Annotated in this window: 14 protein-coding genes, 1 pseudogene and 2 riboswitches; of the genes and pseudogenes, 11 read left to right on the top strand and 4 right to left on the bottom strand. The window is 42.9% G+C overall.

What is annotated here, in order from left to right:
- Nucleotides 1-557: 557 nt before the first annotated feature.
- Nucleotides 558-1985 carry an alanine/glycine:cation symporter family protein gene (locus tag ACFVSH_RS16835; protein ID WP_387595792.1) on the top strand — a complete coding sequence of 476 codons (1428 nt, stop codon included), beginning with the start codon at nucleotides 558-560 and terminating at the stop codon, nucleotides 1983-1985.
- A gap of 169 nt (nucleotides 1986-2154) precedes the next feature.
- Complete coding sequence (locus ACFVSH_RS16830; RefSeq protein ID WP_387706995.1) at nucleotides 2155-2373, top strand: YozQ family protein; 219 nt, start codon at nucleotides 2155-2157, stop codon at nucleotides 2371-2373.
- Nucleotides 2374-2476: 103 nt separating this feature from the next.
- Here the strand turns inward: ACFVSH_RS16830 and ACFVSH_RS16825 are convergent, their stop codons facing one another.
- Genes ACFVSH_RS16825 through ACFVSH_RS16810 form a run of 4 tightly spaced genes read right to left on the bottom strand, consistent with a single transcriptional unit; the run spans nucleotide 2477 to nucleotide 5160 of the window.
- Nucleotides 2477-3322 (bottom strand): energy-coupling factor ABC transporter ATP-binding protein, encoded by an 846-nt coding sequence (locus ACFVSH_RS16825; RefSeq protein ID WP_387706993.1) that lies wholly within the window; start codon nucleotides 3320-3322, stop codon nucleotides 2477-2479.
- Between the two features lie 18 nt (nucleotides 3323-3340).
- Complete coding sequence (cbiQ, locus tag ACFVSH_RS16820; RefSeq protein ID WP_387706991.1) at nucleotides 3341-4117, bottom strand: cobalt ECF transporter T component CbiQ; 777 nt, start codon at nucleotides 4115-4117, stop codon at nucleotides 3341-3343.
- Complete coding sequence (locus tag ACFVSH_RS16815) at nucleotides 4104-4415, bottom strand: energy-coupling factor ABC transporter substrate-binding protein (protein WP_260286199.1); 312 nt, start codon at nucleotides 4413-4415, stop codon at nucleotides 4104-4106. Before ACFVSH_RS16815 ends, cbiQ begins: the two co-directional genes overlap by 14 nt.
- 1 nt (nucleotide 4416) lies before the next feature.
- Complete coding sequence (locus tag ACFVSH_RS16810; RefSeq protein ID WP_387706988.1) at nucleotides 4417-5160, bottom strand: energy-coupling factor ABC transporter permease; 744 nt, start codon at nucleotides 5158-5160, stop codon at nucleotides 4417-4419.
- A gap of 173 nt (nucleotides 5161-5333) precedes the next feature.
- Nucleotides 5334-5527, bottom strand: a riboswitch (cobalamin riboswitch).
- A gap of 201 nt (nucleotides 5528-5728) precedes the next feature.
- Nucleotides 5729-5919: riboswitch (cobalamin riboswitch) on the top strand.
- A 150-nt stretch (nucleotides 5920-6069) separates the two neighbouring features.
- On the opposite strand from ACFVSH_RS16810, the gene ACFVSH_RS16805 reads away from it, so the two are divergent.
- The 9 genes and pseudogenes from ACFVSH_RS16805 (at nucleotide 6070) to cobM (ending at nucleotide 14214) form a co-directional block, all read left to right on the top strand.
- Nucleotides 6070-6438, top strand: coding sequence for a (2Fe-2S) ferredoxin domain-containing protein (locus ACFVSH_RS16805; protein WP_192204532.1), 369 nt, complete (start codon nucleotides 6070-6072; stop codon nucleotides 6436-6438).
- A gap of 14 nt (nucleotides 6439-6452) precedes the next feature.
- Complete coding sequence (gene cobJ, locus ACFVSH_RS16800) at nucleotides 6453-8090, top strand: precorrin-3B C(17)-methyltransferase (RefSeq protein ID WP_387706986.1); 1638 nt, start codon at nucleotides 6453-6455, stop codon at nucleotides 8088-8090.
- Nucleotides 8091-8108: 18 nt separating this feature from the next.
- Nucleotides 8109-8999, top strand: coding sequence for a sirohydrochlorin chelatase (locus ACFVSH_RS16795; RefSeq protein ID WP_387706984.1), 891 nt, complete (start codon nucleotides 8109-8111; stop codon nucleotides 8997-8999).
- Nucleotides 8996-9766, top strand: coding sequence for a precorrin-6A reductase (gene cobK / locus ACFVSH_RS16790; RefSeq protein WP_387706982.1), 771 nt, complete (start codon nucleotides 8996-8998; stop codon nucleotides 9764-9766). The genes ACFVSH_RS16795 and cobK overlap by 4 nt, the downstream gene beginning before the upstream one ends.
- A gap of 12 nt (nucleotides 9767-9778) precedes the next feature.
- Nucleotides 9779-10426, top strand: a complete 648-nt coding sequence (locus ACFVSH_RS16785) for a precorrin-8X methylmutase (RefSeq protein WP_387706980.1) — start codon at nucleotides 9779-9781, stop codon at nucleotides 10424-10426.
- 4 nt (nucleotides 10427-10430) lie between these two features.
- Nucleotides 10431-11543 carry a cobalt-precorrin-5B (C(1))-methyltransferase gene (locus ACFVSH_RS16780; RefSeq protein ID WP_387706978.1) on the top strand — a complete coding sequence of 371 codons (1113 nt, stop codon included), beginning with the start codon at nucleotides 10431-10433 and terminating at the stop codon, nucleotides 11541-11543.
- Entirely contained in the window at nucleotides 11527-12741 is a 1215-nt protein-coding gene (gene cbiE, locus ACFVSH_RS16775) for a precorrin-6y C5,15-methyltransferase (decarboxylating) subunit CbiE (protein WP_387706997.1), read from the top strand. Before ACFVSH_RS16780 ends, cbiE begins: the two co-directional genes overlap by 17 nt.
- Nucleotides 12734-13441, top strand: a pseudogene (gene cobI / locus ACFVSH_RS16770) (precorrin-2 C(20)-methyltransferase). Before cbiE ends, cobI begins: the two are co-directional and overlap by 8 nt.
- The gene (cobM, locus tag ACFVSH_RS16765) at nucleotides 13438-14214 is read left to right on the top strand and encodes a precorrin-4 C(11)-methyltransferase (protein WP_387706976.1); all 777 of its coding nucleotides are present in this window, start codon (nucleotides 13438-13440) and stop codon (nucleotides 14212-14214) included. The pseudogene cobI and the gene cobM overlap by 4 nt, the downstream one beginning before the upstream one ends.
- Nucleotides 14215-14280 lie beyond the last annotated feature (66 nt).

The raw sequence follows: 14280 nt of genomic DNA, 5'->3' as shown, positions 1-14280 counted from the left end.
GTATATGGTTCCTAAGGTAGTCTATTTTCTAGATAAGTTTCCATTAACGCCGATTGGAAAAATTGATAAGAAAGAATTAAGAAAGATGTTTGCACAAGGTATACTAACCATCTAGGAGAGGCAGAAAAAAGGATATCCTAAAAGATTTGATTTCAACATTGAGACCAACAGCTAACCAGAATATAAGAGAGAAAGGAATGCAAAATAAGCCTCGCACTTTATTCTGGAAACAGGTCGTGTGAGGCTTTGCTATATCCAGGTTGTTTTGATTAGGAATTTAAATAACGTTGCAGTGAATGTAAAATGAAGTGAGGAAGAAAGATTTTTATCCAAAGGAAATAATATCGAAATAGTATATATTTCGATAGATTACACTAATTCATGAATGAAAAAAATAGAGTGTTAGGATATAATATATAATTGTATTGGAGATTCATTACGGAATTTCCTTTTTTTTATGGCTTCATTTGTTTATCTCCCCAATGAATAGGGGAATAAATTATAGCTGTATATGTTTTTATAATAATAATTAGCGTGAAGTAGAGGGGTTTGTTTTAATGGAGATCTTAGAAAATTTTATTAGTGAGACAAATGATGTGTTATGGTCTTCCATATTGATCATCATGTTGATTGGATTGGGTCTTTATTTTTCCGTCCGCACGAAGTTTGTTCAATTCAGAATGATAAGGGAAATGTTCCGGCTATTGGGCGAAGGGGCCACTGCGGAAAAAAAAGGTGTGACATCCTTTCAGGCATTTTGTATTAGTACGGCTTCCCGGGTAGGAACGGGTAACCTTGCAGGTGTTGCCATAGCGATCACGACGGGCGGCCCTGGAGCCGTTTTCTGGATGTGGTTAATAGCACTGATCGGATCTGCTTCGGCTTTCATTGAAAGTACACTTGCTCAAATCTATAAGGTCAAGGATGGGGATGCATTCCGCGGCGGTCCTGCGTATTATATGGAAAAAGCATTGAATGCCCGCTGGATGGGCATCACTTTCGCTGTGTTGATTTCGCTGACATTTGGACTAGCTTTCAATTCGGTACAAGCCAATACTATTACAAGCGCATTCAACGAATCGTTTGGGATTGAAAAGTGGGTTACGGCTGTCATCCTGGCAATCGTCACGGCTGTCATCATTTTTGGCGGGATCAAATTGGTTGCAAAGGTCTCTGAGGTCATCGTTCCGATCATGGCAGGAGCCTATGTGATAGTGGCGTTGATTATCATCATCATGAATATTACCGAGTTACCGGGTGTTTTTGTTCTGATCTTTGAAAGTGCATTTAATGGCATCAAAGAAGTGGCTGGTGGAGTACTGGGAGCAGCCATGATGCAGGGAATCAAGCGCGGCCTATTTTCAAATGAAGCCGGGATGGGTAGTGCACCTAATGCTGGCGCGACGGCAGATGTCAGTCATCCCGTCAAGCAAGGGCTCATTCAGTCACTGGGTGTTTTTGTCGATACGCTCATCATTTGCAGTTCAACTGCCTTCATCATTTTGTTTTCAGGTCTTTATACATCGAAGGAAACGGATGGAATCGTCCTTACCCAGAATGCCCTTGGAACGGCATTGGGATCTTGGGCGGGTATTTTCCTTGCCATCATTGTACTGTTATTCGCTTTTAGCTCCATTGTGGGCAACTATTATTATGGAGAGTCGAACATTGGCTTCATCAATGAAAATAAGGTTTGGTTAAACATCTATCGCATCGCAGTCGTAGGGATGGTGATATTCGGTTCTCTAGCCTCACTGGATTTTGTTTGGGGATTGGCTGACTTGCTGATGGCCCTTATGGCCATTATCAACCTAATCGCCATAGCGTTACTAGGGAAGATTGCATTTGCTGCATTGGCGGATTATCAAAAGCAAAAGAAAAGTGGGAAAAATCCTGTCTTCCATGTGAACAATATTAAAGGCTTGAAGAATGTGGAATGTTGGGGTGACCCATCCGATAATGTGGATGTGAAGAAGGAAGCCTAAGCTCTCAATAAGCTTACATGTAGAGCCCTTGAAAGGGGATTTTACTTGTAAGCTTTTTTTGCCTTTTTTTATCATTATTGAATATTGCTTCAGTTTTTACACAAAATACCTTTGTCTTAATACAGCTGTCAATGGATGATTGGACAATTTAAAACTAGGAGTGAAAAAAATGGATAGCAAGCAATCAAAAAATGAATCTTCAGAAATTGCCGGAAGAATATATGATGTTAGTGATTATAAACGGGAAGATCATTTATCTTCTGGACTGGCTACAACCCACGAACAAGTTTCGGATACTTATGCGGAAGGGGAGGTAAAAGCAGTCGTTGATGATGTGAACGGAAGAGATATTGAGCTTGCAAAAGAAAGAACCGAGGAAGAAAAGTAATAAATAATAAGATTTTTGGTTTTTAGGAACAAAAATGATCGCCTGCTATTTTAAAGACCCCCTAGCTTTTGGAAAGAGGAAACAATAGCTAGGGGATGCTTAATTAATAAATCCTTTCAGTCTCCAACATTTGAAGCAATTCTTCCTTCGTTCTTGGGAAAAGGTCCCGTACTAAAGGTTCCCTTGATTGAAGAAGGGCTTGAAACATTTCAAAAACCCACGGCTTCTCCAGATGTGCCTGCAGCAAAACGTCTTCATCATGGAAAACGGATACGGGATCCCCTTGGTATATGACCATACCATCGTTCATGACAACGACTTCATCAGCCCATTGATATGCTAAATTAACATCATGAGTTGATAGGATTATCGTTCTGTGATGGTGGTGGATACTGTCCAGCAGAGCCATGATCTGTCTTGAGAAATAAGGATCCAATCCAGCTGTAGGCTCATCCAAGAGCCAGACATCAGGTTCCATGGCGAGTACCCCTGCAATGGCGACACGTTTTTTTTGCCCAAGGCTCAAAAAATGGGTGGGTCTGTCTTTCAGTTCCGTTATTTCCGTTTCAGCCATCGCCCAATTTACTTTCTCCTGGACTGCATTTCTATCCCATCCTAAATTCATCGGTCCAAACGATATATCCTGTTGTACATTAGCGGAAAAGAGCTGCGAGTCGGGATCTTGAAAAACAATCCCCACTTGCTTTCGTAATGATAATAATGCTTTACGGTCATATTTCATTTTCTTGCCCTTAAATCTGATCTTTCCTGCCGTAGGTTGTAAAAGACCATTTAAATGGAGGAATAAAGTCGATTTGCCGGCACCATTATTGCCTAATAATGCTATCTTTTTACCGTGTTGGATCGTTAGCGAAAGATCGTTTAAAGCAAACGTTCCATCCGCGAATTGATGGGTGAGGCCTTCTATATGAAAAATATGCTCGTCCATTCTTGGGTTGCCTCCAATTTACAAATATCCATTAATAAAGATTAAGCTTCCTAGTATTACAATCGCGATCAGCCAATTGCGTGAGGAGTAAGTGTAAGTATCCTCGATATAGGAAAGGTTCTCCTGATAGCCTCTTGCGTTCATTGCCATCGTCAAATGTCCAGAGCGCTGCAATACTCCTAAAAATAATGATGAGGTTAGTAATCCGAGAGAGCGAATGCCTTTCCTTAACGAACCATACCCCAGCCGTGAAGCTTGTGATTGGTGAATGGCCAAAGCTGTTTCTAAAAAAATAAAGATGAAGCGATAGGTCAATTCTATTAAATCGACCAATAAGGAAGGCACTTTAAGTTTTCGCATCACCGATAGAATGACGGTAATGGGTGTAGTTAAGGTGAGAAAATATAAACAGCTGATGCTGCCTATTACGACAGTGATCAAATTGATCACTGTTCCTATGCTGTCATCGCTGATGAATATTTGCCAGTTCCCGACCTTCCAGGACCACCATATATTCGAAAACGAAGTAAATTTGCTTGTAAAAGAAAAAAGGATGGTAATGGTTCCTGATAGTATAAAAAATCCCGGTAATAGAAGTAATTTAAAATAATAAGAAACCGGGATTTTTGCCGCAAAAATGATTAAAGCGCTCATCACCGTAAAAGTGATGAGTGAAACGGTCATATCCCTTACCGTTAACGAAAATAGCAAAAGGGAGATTGCAAAAACCATCTTTTCTAACGGATGTACATCCTTTAGCCCATTGAAATAGGCATATTTATCAATGAGTAACATGCTTCGATTTTCCGGGAATTTCCTGTTTGGTTTGCTTATTCCTTTGTTTCGTTACACCTATGAAATAACCAATGAAACCGGCTCCGATTGCAGCTTGCAGCGCAAATAATAAACTTTCGGTTTCCGCACCTGGCGGCTCCCAAATACTGTTGAACCATGGCTTGTATTCCGGCTGGATTTTAGTGATGGCTTCTTCAGCTTCTCCATCGGCACCGCCAAATTCCGTTCCTTGTTGCGTGATTAACGGTATGGTAGCAAGAACGACCACCAGGAAAAGCAGCAGTAAACTTTTTTTCATGTTAACGGGCCTCCTTAGATAAAACTCGCAGCAACTTCAATTCGCCTAGATTGTATTTTTTTAAGAAATTCATCACGACGACTGTCAGTAGCCCCTCACTGATTGCCAAGGGAATTTGGGTCAGGGCAAAAATCCCTGCAAATTTACTGAAAGAGGCCATGAATCCTCCTACCTCGGATGGAAAAGCAAGAGCAAGTTGAATGGAAGTTACTACATAGGTTCCCAAATCTCCAAAAGCAGCAGCCAAGAACACGGCAAGTGAAAAGGACCAACCCAATTTAGTTGCGCCCTTGAAGACGAAGTAAGCAATGAGCGGTCCGCAAACGGCCATGGAAAATGCATTGGCCCCTAATGTCGTCAATCCTCCGTGAGCCAGTAAAACGGCTTGAAATAATAGAACGATGGAGCCAACGACACTCATGGCCAATGGACCGAATAAAATGGAGCCCAAACCAACTCCGGTAGGGTGTGAAGAACTTCCCGTAACAGAAGGAATCTTTAGGGCGGATAAAATGAATACAAATGCACCCGATAGGCCAAGCATCATTTTTGTTTCTGGGTTTTCCCTTACTTTGGTTCTAATGGACCGGTAACCCAGGATTAAAAATGGAAGCGTCACGGCCCACCAGAATATAGCCCATTCAATGGGTAAAAAGCCCTCCATGATATGCATGGCCATTGCCCGTTTTGGGACGAAAAGCAGTAAAATGACAAAATAAATGGTCTTCCAATTGGTTCTTTTCATTCTTTCTCCTTTCAAAACTTTTAATTTTTCTGAACAATCTTGAGAAGAAAGGCGGCCCAACATAAAAAGCACTTCTCTCAAAGGAAAGAAGTGCGTAATGAACAGGAATTTTGCAGCATAAACCAACCATGGGCCTTTCTGCCTGATCCGCACACCCATCCTCGTAGGTTGAAACAGTTTCACGCTTCATGGCAGGTCTCCTGGCTTTGGTTCATCATCCCATTACATCCTTCCCATCTCATTTGACAGTGGAATTGTTAAAGTAATAGGACTCCCCTTTACAGTGGCGGGACCGCTCCGGATTTTCACCGGCTTCCCTTTTAAGCTGAATTCCGAAAAATTCAACACCATAAAACTTATGTAATTATTTAGAAAATTCTCGTATAGTGTACCATAAAGAAATAATTCCAGCTATACTATCTTTTTTTTTTGACTAAGTTTGTTGCAAGGAAAGGCTTGTTGACAGGATATACACTATTAAACTTTTCTAAACAGTCGGAATAAACTATTGAATTTTGATAAAGTTGTTATATGATAGATAAAGTTAGTTAGAAATGTATAATAAAACCAAATATTTCATTTTAAAAGTGCCCTTGTGTGAATATGCAAGGGATAATAGGGAAATCGGTGAAAGTCCGATGCAGCCCCCGCTACTGTAAACGCTGATGAAATTGTCGATAGCCACTGGCATTGTTGCCGGGAAGGGACAAGGTAAAATGAAGCGTAAGCCAGGAAACCTGCTTTTAAAATTGCATGATACTTTTCGGAGGGAAAGGTAGAAGGACTATGACGATTTCGGGAGATTGGGCATTCTTGCCTGGGGCTCCTCATCCATATAGTTTTTTTAAACCTTGACTCTTATGTTAAGGTTTTTTATTTTGCCTTTTCCCTGAACGCAGGAGGAAGAAGATGACTACTTGGAACTTAATGGGTACAAATACACATCTGTTGATTTGTAATGGAAGCAGCTGTATGAAAAAGGGCGGGGAAGAAGTAACCCAGGCGATTCGCGATGAAATTACTTCCAAAGGACTGGACATGAAAATCCATACAACGAGGACACGGTGTAACGGAAGATGTAAGGATGCCTGCGTTGTGATTGCCTATCCTCAAGGAAACTGGTATCGAGTGGAGACGCCTGATTTCGGCCGCCAAATTGTCAGCCATATCGATGATGGGGAGTTTGTTCCACAAATGATCTACCAATTCAATGATGGGGAAATGGCACCCAATCCAAATTTTCCTGCTCATACGGGTATTTCAAAGAACAAAGCGTAAAAGGAGATGTCTTAATGAGTACAAACGGTAAATTATTCGTCGTGGGCTTTGGACCAGGGAATTTTGAACACATTACCAAACGTGCTGTCGAAGCCCTTCAAGAAAGTGACTACATCATTGGTTATAAAACTTATGTTGAACTCATTCAGGGACTGCTTACAGATCAAACGATTATTAGTACGGGGATGACTGAAGAGGTATCGCGTGCTCAGGAAGCAGTGAAACAAGCGGAGCTGGGTAAGAAAGTTGCGGTAATCTCCAGCGGGGATGCTGGGGTTTACGGGATGGCTGGGTTGGTTTATGAAGTATTGATTGAAAAAGGCTGGAAAGAAGAAACTGGAGTGGGCATTGAAGTCATTCCTGGCATTTCTGCAATCAACTCTTGTGCATCTTTACTTGGGGCACCAGTCATGCACGATTCGTGTACAATCAGCCTCAGTGATCATCTAACTCCTTGGGAACTGATCGCTAAAAGGGTTGAAGCAGCTGCAATGGCAGACTTTGTCATTGCCCTGTATAATCCGCGCAGCGGCAGGCGGACGAGGCAAATTGTTGAAACACAGAAGATTCTCCTTCGCTACCGTTCACCCGATACACCTGTCGGGTTGGTGAAAAGTGCCTATCGCGATAGGCAAGATATTGTCATAACCAATTTAAAAGAGATGTTGAACCACGATATTGGAATGTTGACCACTGTCATTATTGGTAATTCCTCCACCTTTTTATATGATGACAAAATCATTACACCAAGAGGCTATCAGAGGAAATATACTTTGAATTCGGAAAAGCAACCATTGAAGCCGCATCAGCGTCTGCAAAAAGAAGCGGAACCGTGGGCATTAGATCAAGAAGCCTTCACCGAATCCTCTGGAGGAGTTGGATTACTTACAAAAGCACCTGAAAAGAAGCCAGCTTCCTTTGAAATGGCAATGGAAGCACTGTCAAGAGTCAAAGGTCAAACCGTTCAGCAATCCATTGAGCCGATTGTTCAGCAAAAAATGGAGTCGGTATTCGAACTTGCCGTTAGTCCAGGTGTGGCGAATAAACAATTCACTCCCAAACAAATGATGACACTTGCGGAAGTTGTCGGGGAAAAGGGCACGATGGAATACACGCCAAATCATAAAATCGTATTAAAGATACCGACAATGGATCCGGAAGTCATTACGGGGAAATTGCAGTCAGCAAACTTTCTATTATCACCGATTGGAGATGTACTGACATTAAAAGCATGTGATTTCTGTGATGGCGAAAAAACCGAATCCATTCCTTATGCGGATGAAATACATCGGGTGCTTGGCGGAATGAAAATGCCAAAGGAACTAAACATCGGTTTTAATGGGTGTGGGATGGCTTGTTATAGAGCTGTGATGGATGATATCGGGATTGTCTTCCGAAAAGGGAAGTTTGACTTATTTCTTGGAGCTAAACCGGTTGGAAGAACAGCCCATCCAGGTCAGCCTGTTGCAGAAGGCATTGAACCGGAACAGCTTGTTGAACTGATTACGGACATTGTCGCGGAGTATAAGCAAAATGCCCATCCAAATGAGCGGCTTTTTAAATACTTCAAACGTTCGAAAAAGATACAGAATTTTTCTTATCAGGACATCGCTCCCAAAATAAACATAGAGCCTGCGCCTTGTGAAGACTAATCAAGAGGGGGAAAGTAAATGAAAGCAGTTTTGTTCGTAGGACACGGAAGCCGTTTGGCTTCGGGAAACGAAGAAGTCCTTCAATTTATTGAAAATATGGTTCCGGCATTGGATGGGCGCTTCCTTGTTGAAACGTGCTTCTTGGAATTTGCGGCACCGAATATATCCAAAGGCATTGATAATTGTGTAAAACGAGGGGCTTCTGAAGTTATCGTCATACCAATCATTTTGTTGCATGCAGGACATTCGAAATTACATATCCCAGCTGAAATAGAGGATGGGAAAACAAAGTATCCAGAAGTGAAATTCACATATGGCCAAACGATAGGGGTCCACCATGATATATTGACAATCCTGACAGACCGTCTTGAGGAAGCGGGATTCGATACAGCTTCTGAACAGGCAGAGACAGCAATATTGCTGATTGGCCGAGGTGGCAGTGATCCTGATGCAAATAGTGATATATATAAAATTTCACGATTATTATGGGAAAAATTGAACGTAAAATGGGTCGAAGCAGCTTTCATGGGTGTAACGGACCCGCACGTTGACGAAGGTATTGAACGATGCATCCGCTTAGGGGCAAAAAAAGTAGTGATGCTGCCATATTTCCTGTTCACAGGTGTGTTGATGGAAAGAATGGAGGATATGCTGAAAGGCTATCAAGAGCAATATCAAGATCAAGAATTCATTTTGGCTAAGTATTTTGGATATCATCCAACATTACAGAACATTCTGCAAGAACGTGTAATTGAAGCTAGTGAGGGCAGATCAAGCGGGGCACGTGATTTGGAAAACTATCGTAAACATGTCGAGGAATATGGACATGCCCACCATCATCACCATCATGACCACGATCACGACCATCATCACGATCACGTTGGGCAAGTGGTGGGGACGTCAAAATGATTTTGTTTTTGGCGGGTACAAGTGATGCAAGGGAATTAGCGATTGAGATGCAGCAGGTGGGATTCAAGGTTTTGGCAACTGTTGTAACCGGGTCGGCAGCTAAAAGTTTGCAAGATGCAGGCATAACCACCCGGATTGGCCGATTAACTGCAGAGGATATGACATCTTTAATCTCGGAAAAAGGTCTCCAGGCAGTAGTTGATGCAAGTCACCCATTTGCCGAAGAAGCATCCAAGAACGCCCTTAACGGAGCAAAGGCAGCAAATGTCCCTTATATTCGTTATGAGCGTGAAAGTCAACGGTTTCAGAATGATAAATTGATAGTTGTCCGTGATTATGAGGAAGCTGCTAAGCTTGCTGCTGTGAGACGGGGAGTCATCATGCTTACGACAGGAAGTAAAACCCTGGCGGTGTTCGCAAAAGAATTGGTAGGGCTAGAGAATACAAGAGTCATAGCGAGAATGCTGCCACGCATGGATAATATGGAAAAATGTGCTCAGCTGGGCATTGAGCAAAAAAATATCGTTGCGATTCAAGGGCCATTTTCCAAAGAATTAAATAAAGCTCTATATGAACAGTATGGGGTCACATTGATGATTACGAAAGAAAGTGGCAAGGTCGGTGCGGTTGATGAGAAATTGGAAGCAGCGTTGGAATGTGGAATAGAGACGATCATGATATCGCGACCGGATGTTGACTATCAAAATGTTCATTCCAGTTTTGATCATGTCATCGCCGAGTTGAATAAACAACTAAATGAAAAATAGGAGGAATGCAAGATGGATTTTAAAACGGATTTTAAACCACTAACGGTAGACCCAGACAAAATATATGATTATAGCTTCTCAATCATTGCTGAAGAAATGGGCAATCATGATTTTTCTGAAGATGAATGGAAGATCGTCCGCCGGGTCATTCATGCTTCAGCGGATTTTGAATTGGGAAGAAGTGTCATCATCCATCCAAATGCCATTCAAGCTGGTGTGGAAGCCATTCGCAAAGGTAGACATGTCATTGCGGATGTGCAAATGATCGAGAGCGGTACAGGCAAAAAAAGATTTCAAAAACACGGCGGGGACGTTCATTGCTATATTTCAGATCCGGATGTGATGGTCGAAGCAAAACGTTTGAATACGACAAGGGCGATCATTTCGATGCAAAAAGCCGTTAAGGAAAATGAAGGGGGCATTTATGCCATTGGCAATGCACCTACAGCTTTACTTGAGCTCATTCGCCTTATTAAAGAAGGGATTGCAAAACCGGACTTAATCATTGGAATGCCTGTTGGGTTTGTTTCTGCAGCGGAATCTAAAGAGGAACTCGCTAAGATCACGGAGGCTCCATTCATTACGAATATTGGCCGAAAAGGTGGAAGTACTGTCACTGTTGCTGCATTGAACGCGATTTCCCTTTTAGCTGATAGTTAAAATCATGGAAAAGAAAGTAAAAAAAGACCCCTCACAAATGCGTCATGGGTATACGACAGGGGCATGTTCGACTGCCGTGACTAAAGCGGCATTGACTGCATTGATCACGGGGGATGCACTTGAGGAAGCGACGATTTCCTTGCCCATCGGGCGAGATGCCACTTTCACTATTGAGAAATATGCTATTTCGGAAAATGCGGTTAGTGCTGAAACGATCAAAGATGCCGGAGATGATCCCGATGCTACCCATCTGGCACATATTATCTCTACGGTCAGCTGGTCGGAGGCACCTGGGATTATCCTGGATGGAGGGATAGGTGTGGGGCGTGTGACCAAACCCGGGCTTCCTGTCCCTGTAGGAGAAGCGGCCATTAATCCTGTACCGCGCAAAATGATTTTAACCACTGTGGAACAAACATTGGAAGAATTTAAGATCAATAGAGGAGTGAAAGTCGTCATCTCCGTGCCAGCAGGTGAAGAAATAGCGAAAAAAACATTAAATGGCCGCTTGGGGATTGTGGGGGGCATTTCCATTTTAGGAACAAGGGGCACTGTCGTCCCTTTTTCCAGTTCAGCCTATATGGCAAGCATCGTCCAGGCTATAAGTGTCGCCAAAGCGAGTGGCTGTGAGCATCTTGTCTTAACTACTGGCGGGCGCAGTGAAAAGTATGCGATGGGCCTTATCCAGGATTTGCCTGAGGAAGCCTTTATTGAAATGGGTGACTTTGTGGGCTTCTCACTTAAGCAATGTAAGAGACAGGGAATTAAAAAGGTATCATTGGTCGGCATGATGGGGAAATTCTCCAAAGTGGCCCAAGGTGTGATGATGGTGCATTCAAAAAGTGCCCCGGTCGACTTCGGTTTTCTATCGGAAATAGCCCAAAGCGTCGGAGCTGAAGATGATCTTGTTCTTGAAATCAAGAATGCAAACACGGCGTCCCAAGTCGGGGACATGATGTCAGCGATAAATAATGTTGATTTTTTTAATAAACTATGTGAATCCTGCTGTCACTCTGCCATAAAGCAAGTGAAGGGCGGAATTGAAATGGAAACGGCGATTTATTCGTTGAAGGGACAATTACTGGGAAGGGCTGTTGGAATTGAGTCAATCGATTAAATTAATCGGGATAGGGGATAACGGTCAGGAGAGCTTGCTGCCCCAATATGCCCAATGGATAGAAGAAAGTGAAGTGCTGGTCGGAGGTGAACGGGTCTTATCGTTTTTTCCGAACTATTCTGGCAAGAAGATTGTCATAAAGGGCGGTTTGAAAAAGGTGGTGGAACAACTGCGGGATGAAACTCATCCAACAGTTGTCTTAGCTTCCGGTGACCCATTGTTTTATGGGATGGGAGGCTATCTTTCAAGCAAAATCAACATAGAGGTTTACCCATATTTCAGTTCAATTCAGCTTGCTTTTGCAAAAATGGGTGAAAGCTGGCAAGATGCCTTCCTAGTCAGTGTTCATGGCCGCAGTATGAAAGGTCTGGCCCAAAGGATAGATGGGAAAGCGAAAGTAGCTTTGCTTACTGACATCGAAAATAGTCCCAATCAACTTGCTAAATATCTCATTTCATTCGGAATGACTGAATACCGGGCATTTGTGGCTGAAAATCTTCAAGGAGAAACCGAAGACTCTGGCTGGTATGAACTTGAAGAAATGGCGGAGCGGGAATTCTCGCCGTTGAATGTCGTCATTTTGAAAAGAAAATCAGAAGGTCCAAGCTGGTCCTTGGGGATAGAAGATGAAGAATTTTCGCAGCGGAAACCCGACAAAGGCCTCATAACCAAAAAGGAAATTCGGGTATTAAGCCTGCAAGCGTTGAAACTCAGGAAAAACAGCACCGTTTGGGATGTTGGGACGTGTACGGGCTCAATGGCAATTGAAGCGGCCAAGCTTGCATCCGAAGGCCAAATTTTCGCAATTGAAAAAAATGAGCCTGATTTAGAAAACTGTTATCAAAACCAGCGTAAATTCCGTACAGATATAACGGCCATTCATGGAAAAGCTCCGCAAGGACTGGAAACTTTTCCGGATCCTGATGCGATCTTCATTGGCGGGACCGGCGGCGAAATGGCAGATCTCATCCATACATGCTGCAAACGATTGAAAGAAGGCGGCAGAATCGTTCTGAATGCTGCGACGATTGAGAATCTTTACAGGGCTAATGAGGCATTTGCTGAAGCTGGTTTTCACACTTCCATCATGCATGCCCAAATCTCCAGAAGTAAGCCAATATTGGGAATGAACAGATTTGTTCCGCTTAATCCTGTGTATATCATTACTGCACAACGAAAGGAAGACATGAATGAGTAATCTTGGTACATTATTTGGCCTTGGCGTGGGCCCGGGCGATCCAGAGCTTATTACAGTAAAGGCATTTCGCGTGATTCAGGAATCTCCGGTCATTGCGTATCCAAAAAAAAGAAAAGGGAGTAAAAGCTACGCCCATCGCATTGTTGAAGTTTACATTCGTCCTGAAGAGAAGGATATGCTGGGGCTGGTTTTTCCGATGACGAAAGATCAAGCGATTTTGGATCGGGAATGGAAGGGAACGGTCGAAAAAGTTTGGCAAAAATTAAATGAAGGTAAAGATGTTGCTTTCGTTACGGAAGGCGATCCGCTTTTATATAGTACGTTCATACATATGATGTAATTGATGCAGGAGTTGCATCCCGAAGTCGAAATCAAGACAGTCCCGGGCATTTCTTCTTTTAATGGGTCAGCGTCAAGACTGGGCATCGCTTTGGCTGATGGTGATGACCATGTGGCGATAGTTCCTGCAAGGGATGACTATGAAGCGATGAAGAAGGCGATCGAAGATCATGATGCCGTGGTGTTCATAAAAGTGGCAAAGGTCATCGATTTAATGATTACCGTTTTAAAAGATTTGGACCTGCTTGAAAAGGCCTCGGTCGTAACCAAAGTCACTTCCGATGAAGAAGTGATTTGGAAAGTAAGTGAATTGGAAGGACTTGAACTAGAATACTTAACATTGATGGTGGTGAGAAAATGAAGATATATATTGTAGGTGCTGGCCCGGGTGACCCGGATTTGATAACTGTAAAAGGATTGAACATTCTCCAAACGGCTGATGTGATTTTATATACGGATTCATTAGTGAATGAAGAATTGATTGCTAAGGCAAAACCCGATGCCGAGGTGCTAAAAACGGCAGGTATGCATTTGGAGGAAATTGTTGGCATCATGGTTGAGCGTGTTAGAGAAGGAAAGATGGTTGCTAGAATCCATACAGGGGATCCTGCCATGTACGGTGCAATCATGGAACAAATTGTCCTTTTGAAGAAAGAGGGTATTGGTTATGAGGTGATCCCGGGCGTAAGTTCGGTTTTCGCCTCGGCAGCTGCAATAGGAGCAGAGCTGACTATCCCTGATTTAACTCAGACACTCATTTTGACGAGGGCTGAAGGACGTACGCCTGTTCCGGAATTTGAGAAGTTACGTGATTTGGCAAGTCACCACTGTACGATTGCCCTTTTCTTGAGTGCGACCTTGACTAAAAAAATCGTTAAAGAACTCCAGGAGGCCGGTTGGAAGGATGATACTCCGATAGCAGTCATTCAAAGGGCAACATGGCCGGACCAAAAAATCGTCCGTACCACGTTAGTGAACTTAGATGATGATATGCGTCGAAATGGTATCCGCAAGCATGCGATGATTTTGGCTGGATGGGCGTTGGACCCTGCCATCCATGATAAAGATGAATACCGATCCAAATTATATGATGTGAGTTTTACCCACGGTTTCAGAAAAGGTGTTAAGCCATGATCATTGAACTGAAAGAAGCGGAACTTGCTCCCATTAAACGGTCTCATACTTATGCAATCGTGGCGA

The sequence above is a fragment of the Peribacillus sp. NPDC058002 genome, assembly GCF_042886655.1.
In the GTDB taxonomy this organism is placed as follows: domain Bacteria; phylum Bacillota; class Bacilli; order Bacillales; family DSM-1321; genus Peribacillus; species Peribacillus aracenensis.
This window is presented reverse-complemented; position numbering and strand designations above follow the sequence as displayed.

What these genes read in the sequence shown, in the direction of transcription:
- ACFVSH_RS16835 (WP_387595792.1), top strand. Translation starts at nt 558, where the DNA reads ATGGAGATCTTAGAAAATTTTATTAGTGAGACAAATGATGTGTTATGG.
- ACFVSH_RS16830 (WP_387706995.1), top strand. Translation starts at nt 2,155, where the DNA reads ATGGATAGCAAGCAATCAAAAAATGAATCTTCAGAAATTGCCGGAAGA.
- ACFVSH_RS16825 (WP_387706993.1), bottom strand. Translation starts at nt 3,322, where the DNA reads ATGGACGAGCATATTTTTCATATAGAAGGCCTCACCCATCAATTCGCG.
- cbiQ (WP_387706991.1), bottom strand. Translation starts at nt 4,117, where the DNA reads ATGTTACTCATTGATAAATATGCCTATTTCAATGGGCTAAAGGATGTA.
- ACFVSH_RS16815 (WP_260286199.1), bottom strand. Translation starts at nt 4,415, where the DNA reads ATGAAAAAAAGTTTACTGCTGCTTTTCCTGGTGGTCGTTCTTGCTACC.
- ACFVSH_RS16810 (WP_387706988.1), bottom strand. Translation starts at nt 5,160, where the DNA reads ATGAAAAGAACCAATTGGAAGACCATTTATTTTGTCATTTTACTGCTT.
- ACFVSH_RS16805 (WP_192204532.1), top strand. Translation starts at nt 6,070, where the DNA reads ATGACTACTTGGAACTTAATGGGTACAAATACACATCTGTTGATTTGT.
- cobJ (WP_387706986.1), top strand. Translation starts at nt 6,453, where the DNA reads ATGAGTACAAACGGTAAATTATTCGTCGTGGGCTTTGGACCAGGGAAT.
- ACFVSH_RS16795 (WP_387706984.1), top strand. Translation starts at nt 8,109, where the DNA reads ATGAAAGCAGTTTTGTTCGTAGGACACGGAAGCCGTTTGGCTTCGGGA.
- cobK (WP_387706982.1), top strand. Translation starts at nt 8,996, where the DNA reads ATGATTTTGTTTTTGGCGGGTACAAGTGATGCAAGGGAATTAGCGATT.
- ACFVSH_RS16785 (WP_387706980.1), top strand. Translation starts at nt 9,779, where the DNA reads ATGGATTTTAAAACGGATTTTAAACCACTAACGGTAGACCCAGACAAA.
- ACFVSH_RS16780 (WP_387706978.1), top strand. Translation starts at nt 10,431, where the DNA reads ATGGAAAAGAAAGTAAAAAAAGACCCCTCACAAATGCGTCATGGGTAT.
- cobM (WP_387706976.1), top strand. Translation starts at nt 13,438, where the DNA reads ATGAAGATATATATTGTAGGTGCTGGCCCGGGTGACCCGGATTTGATA.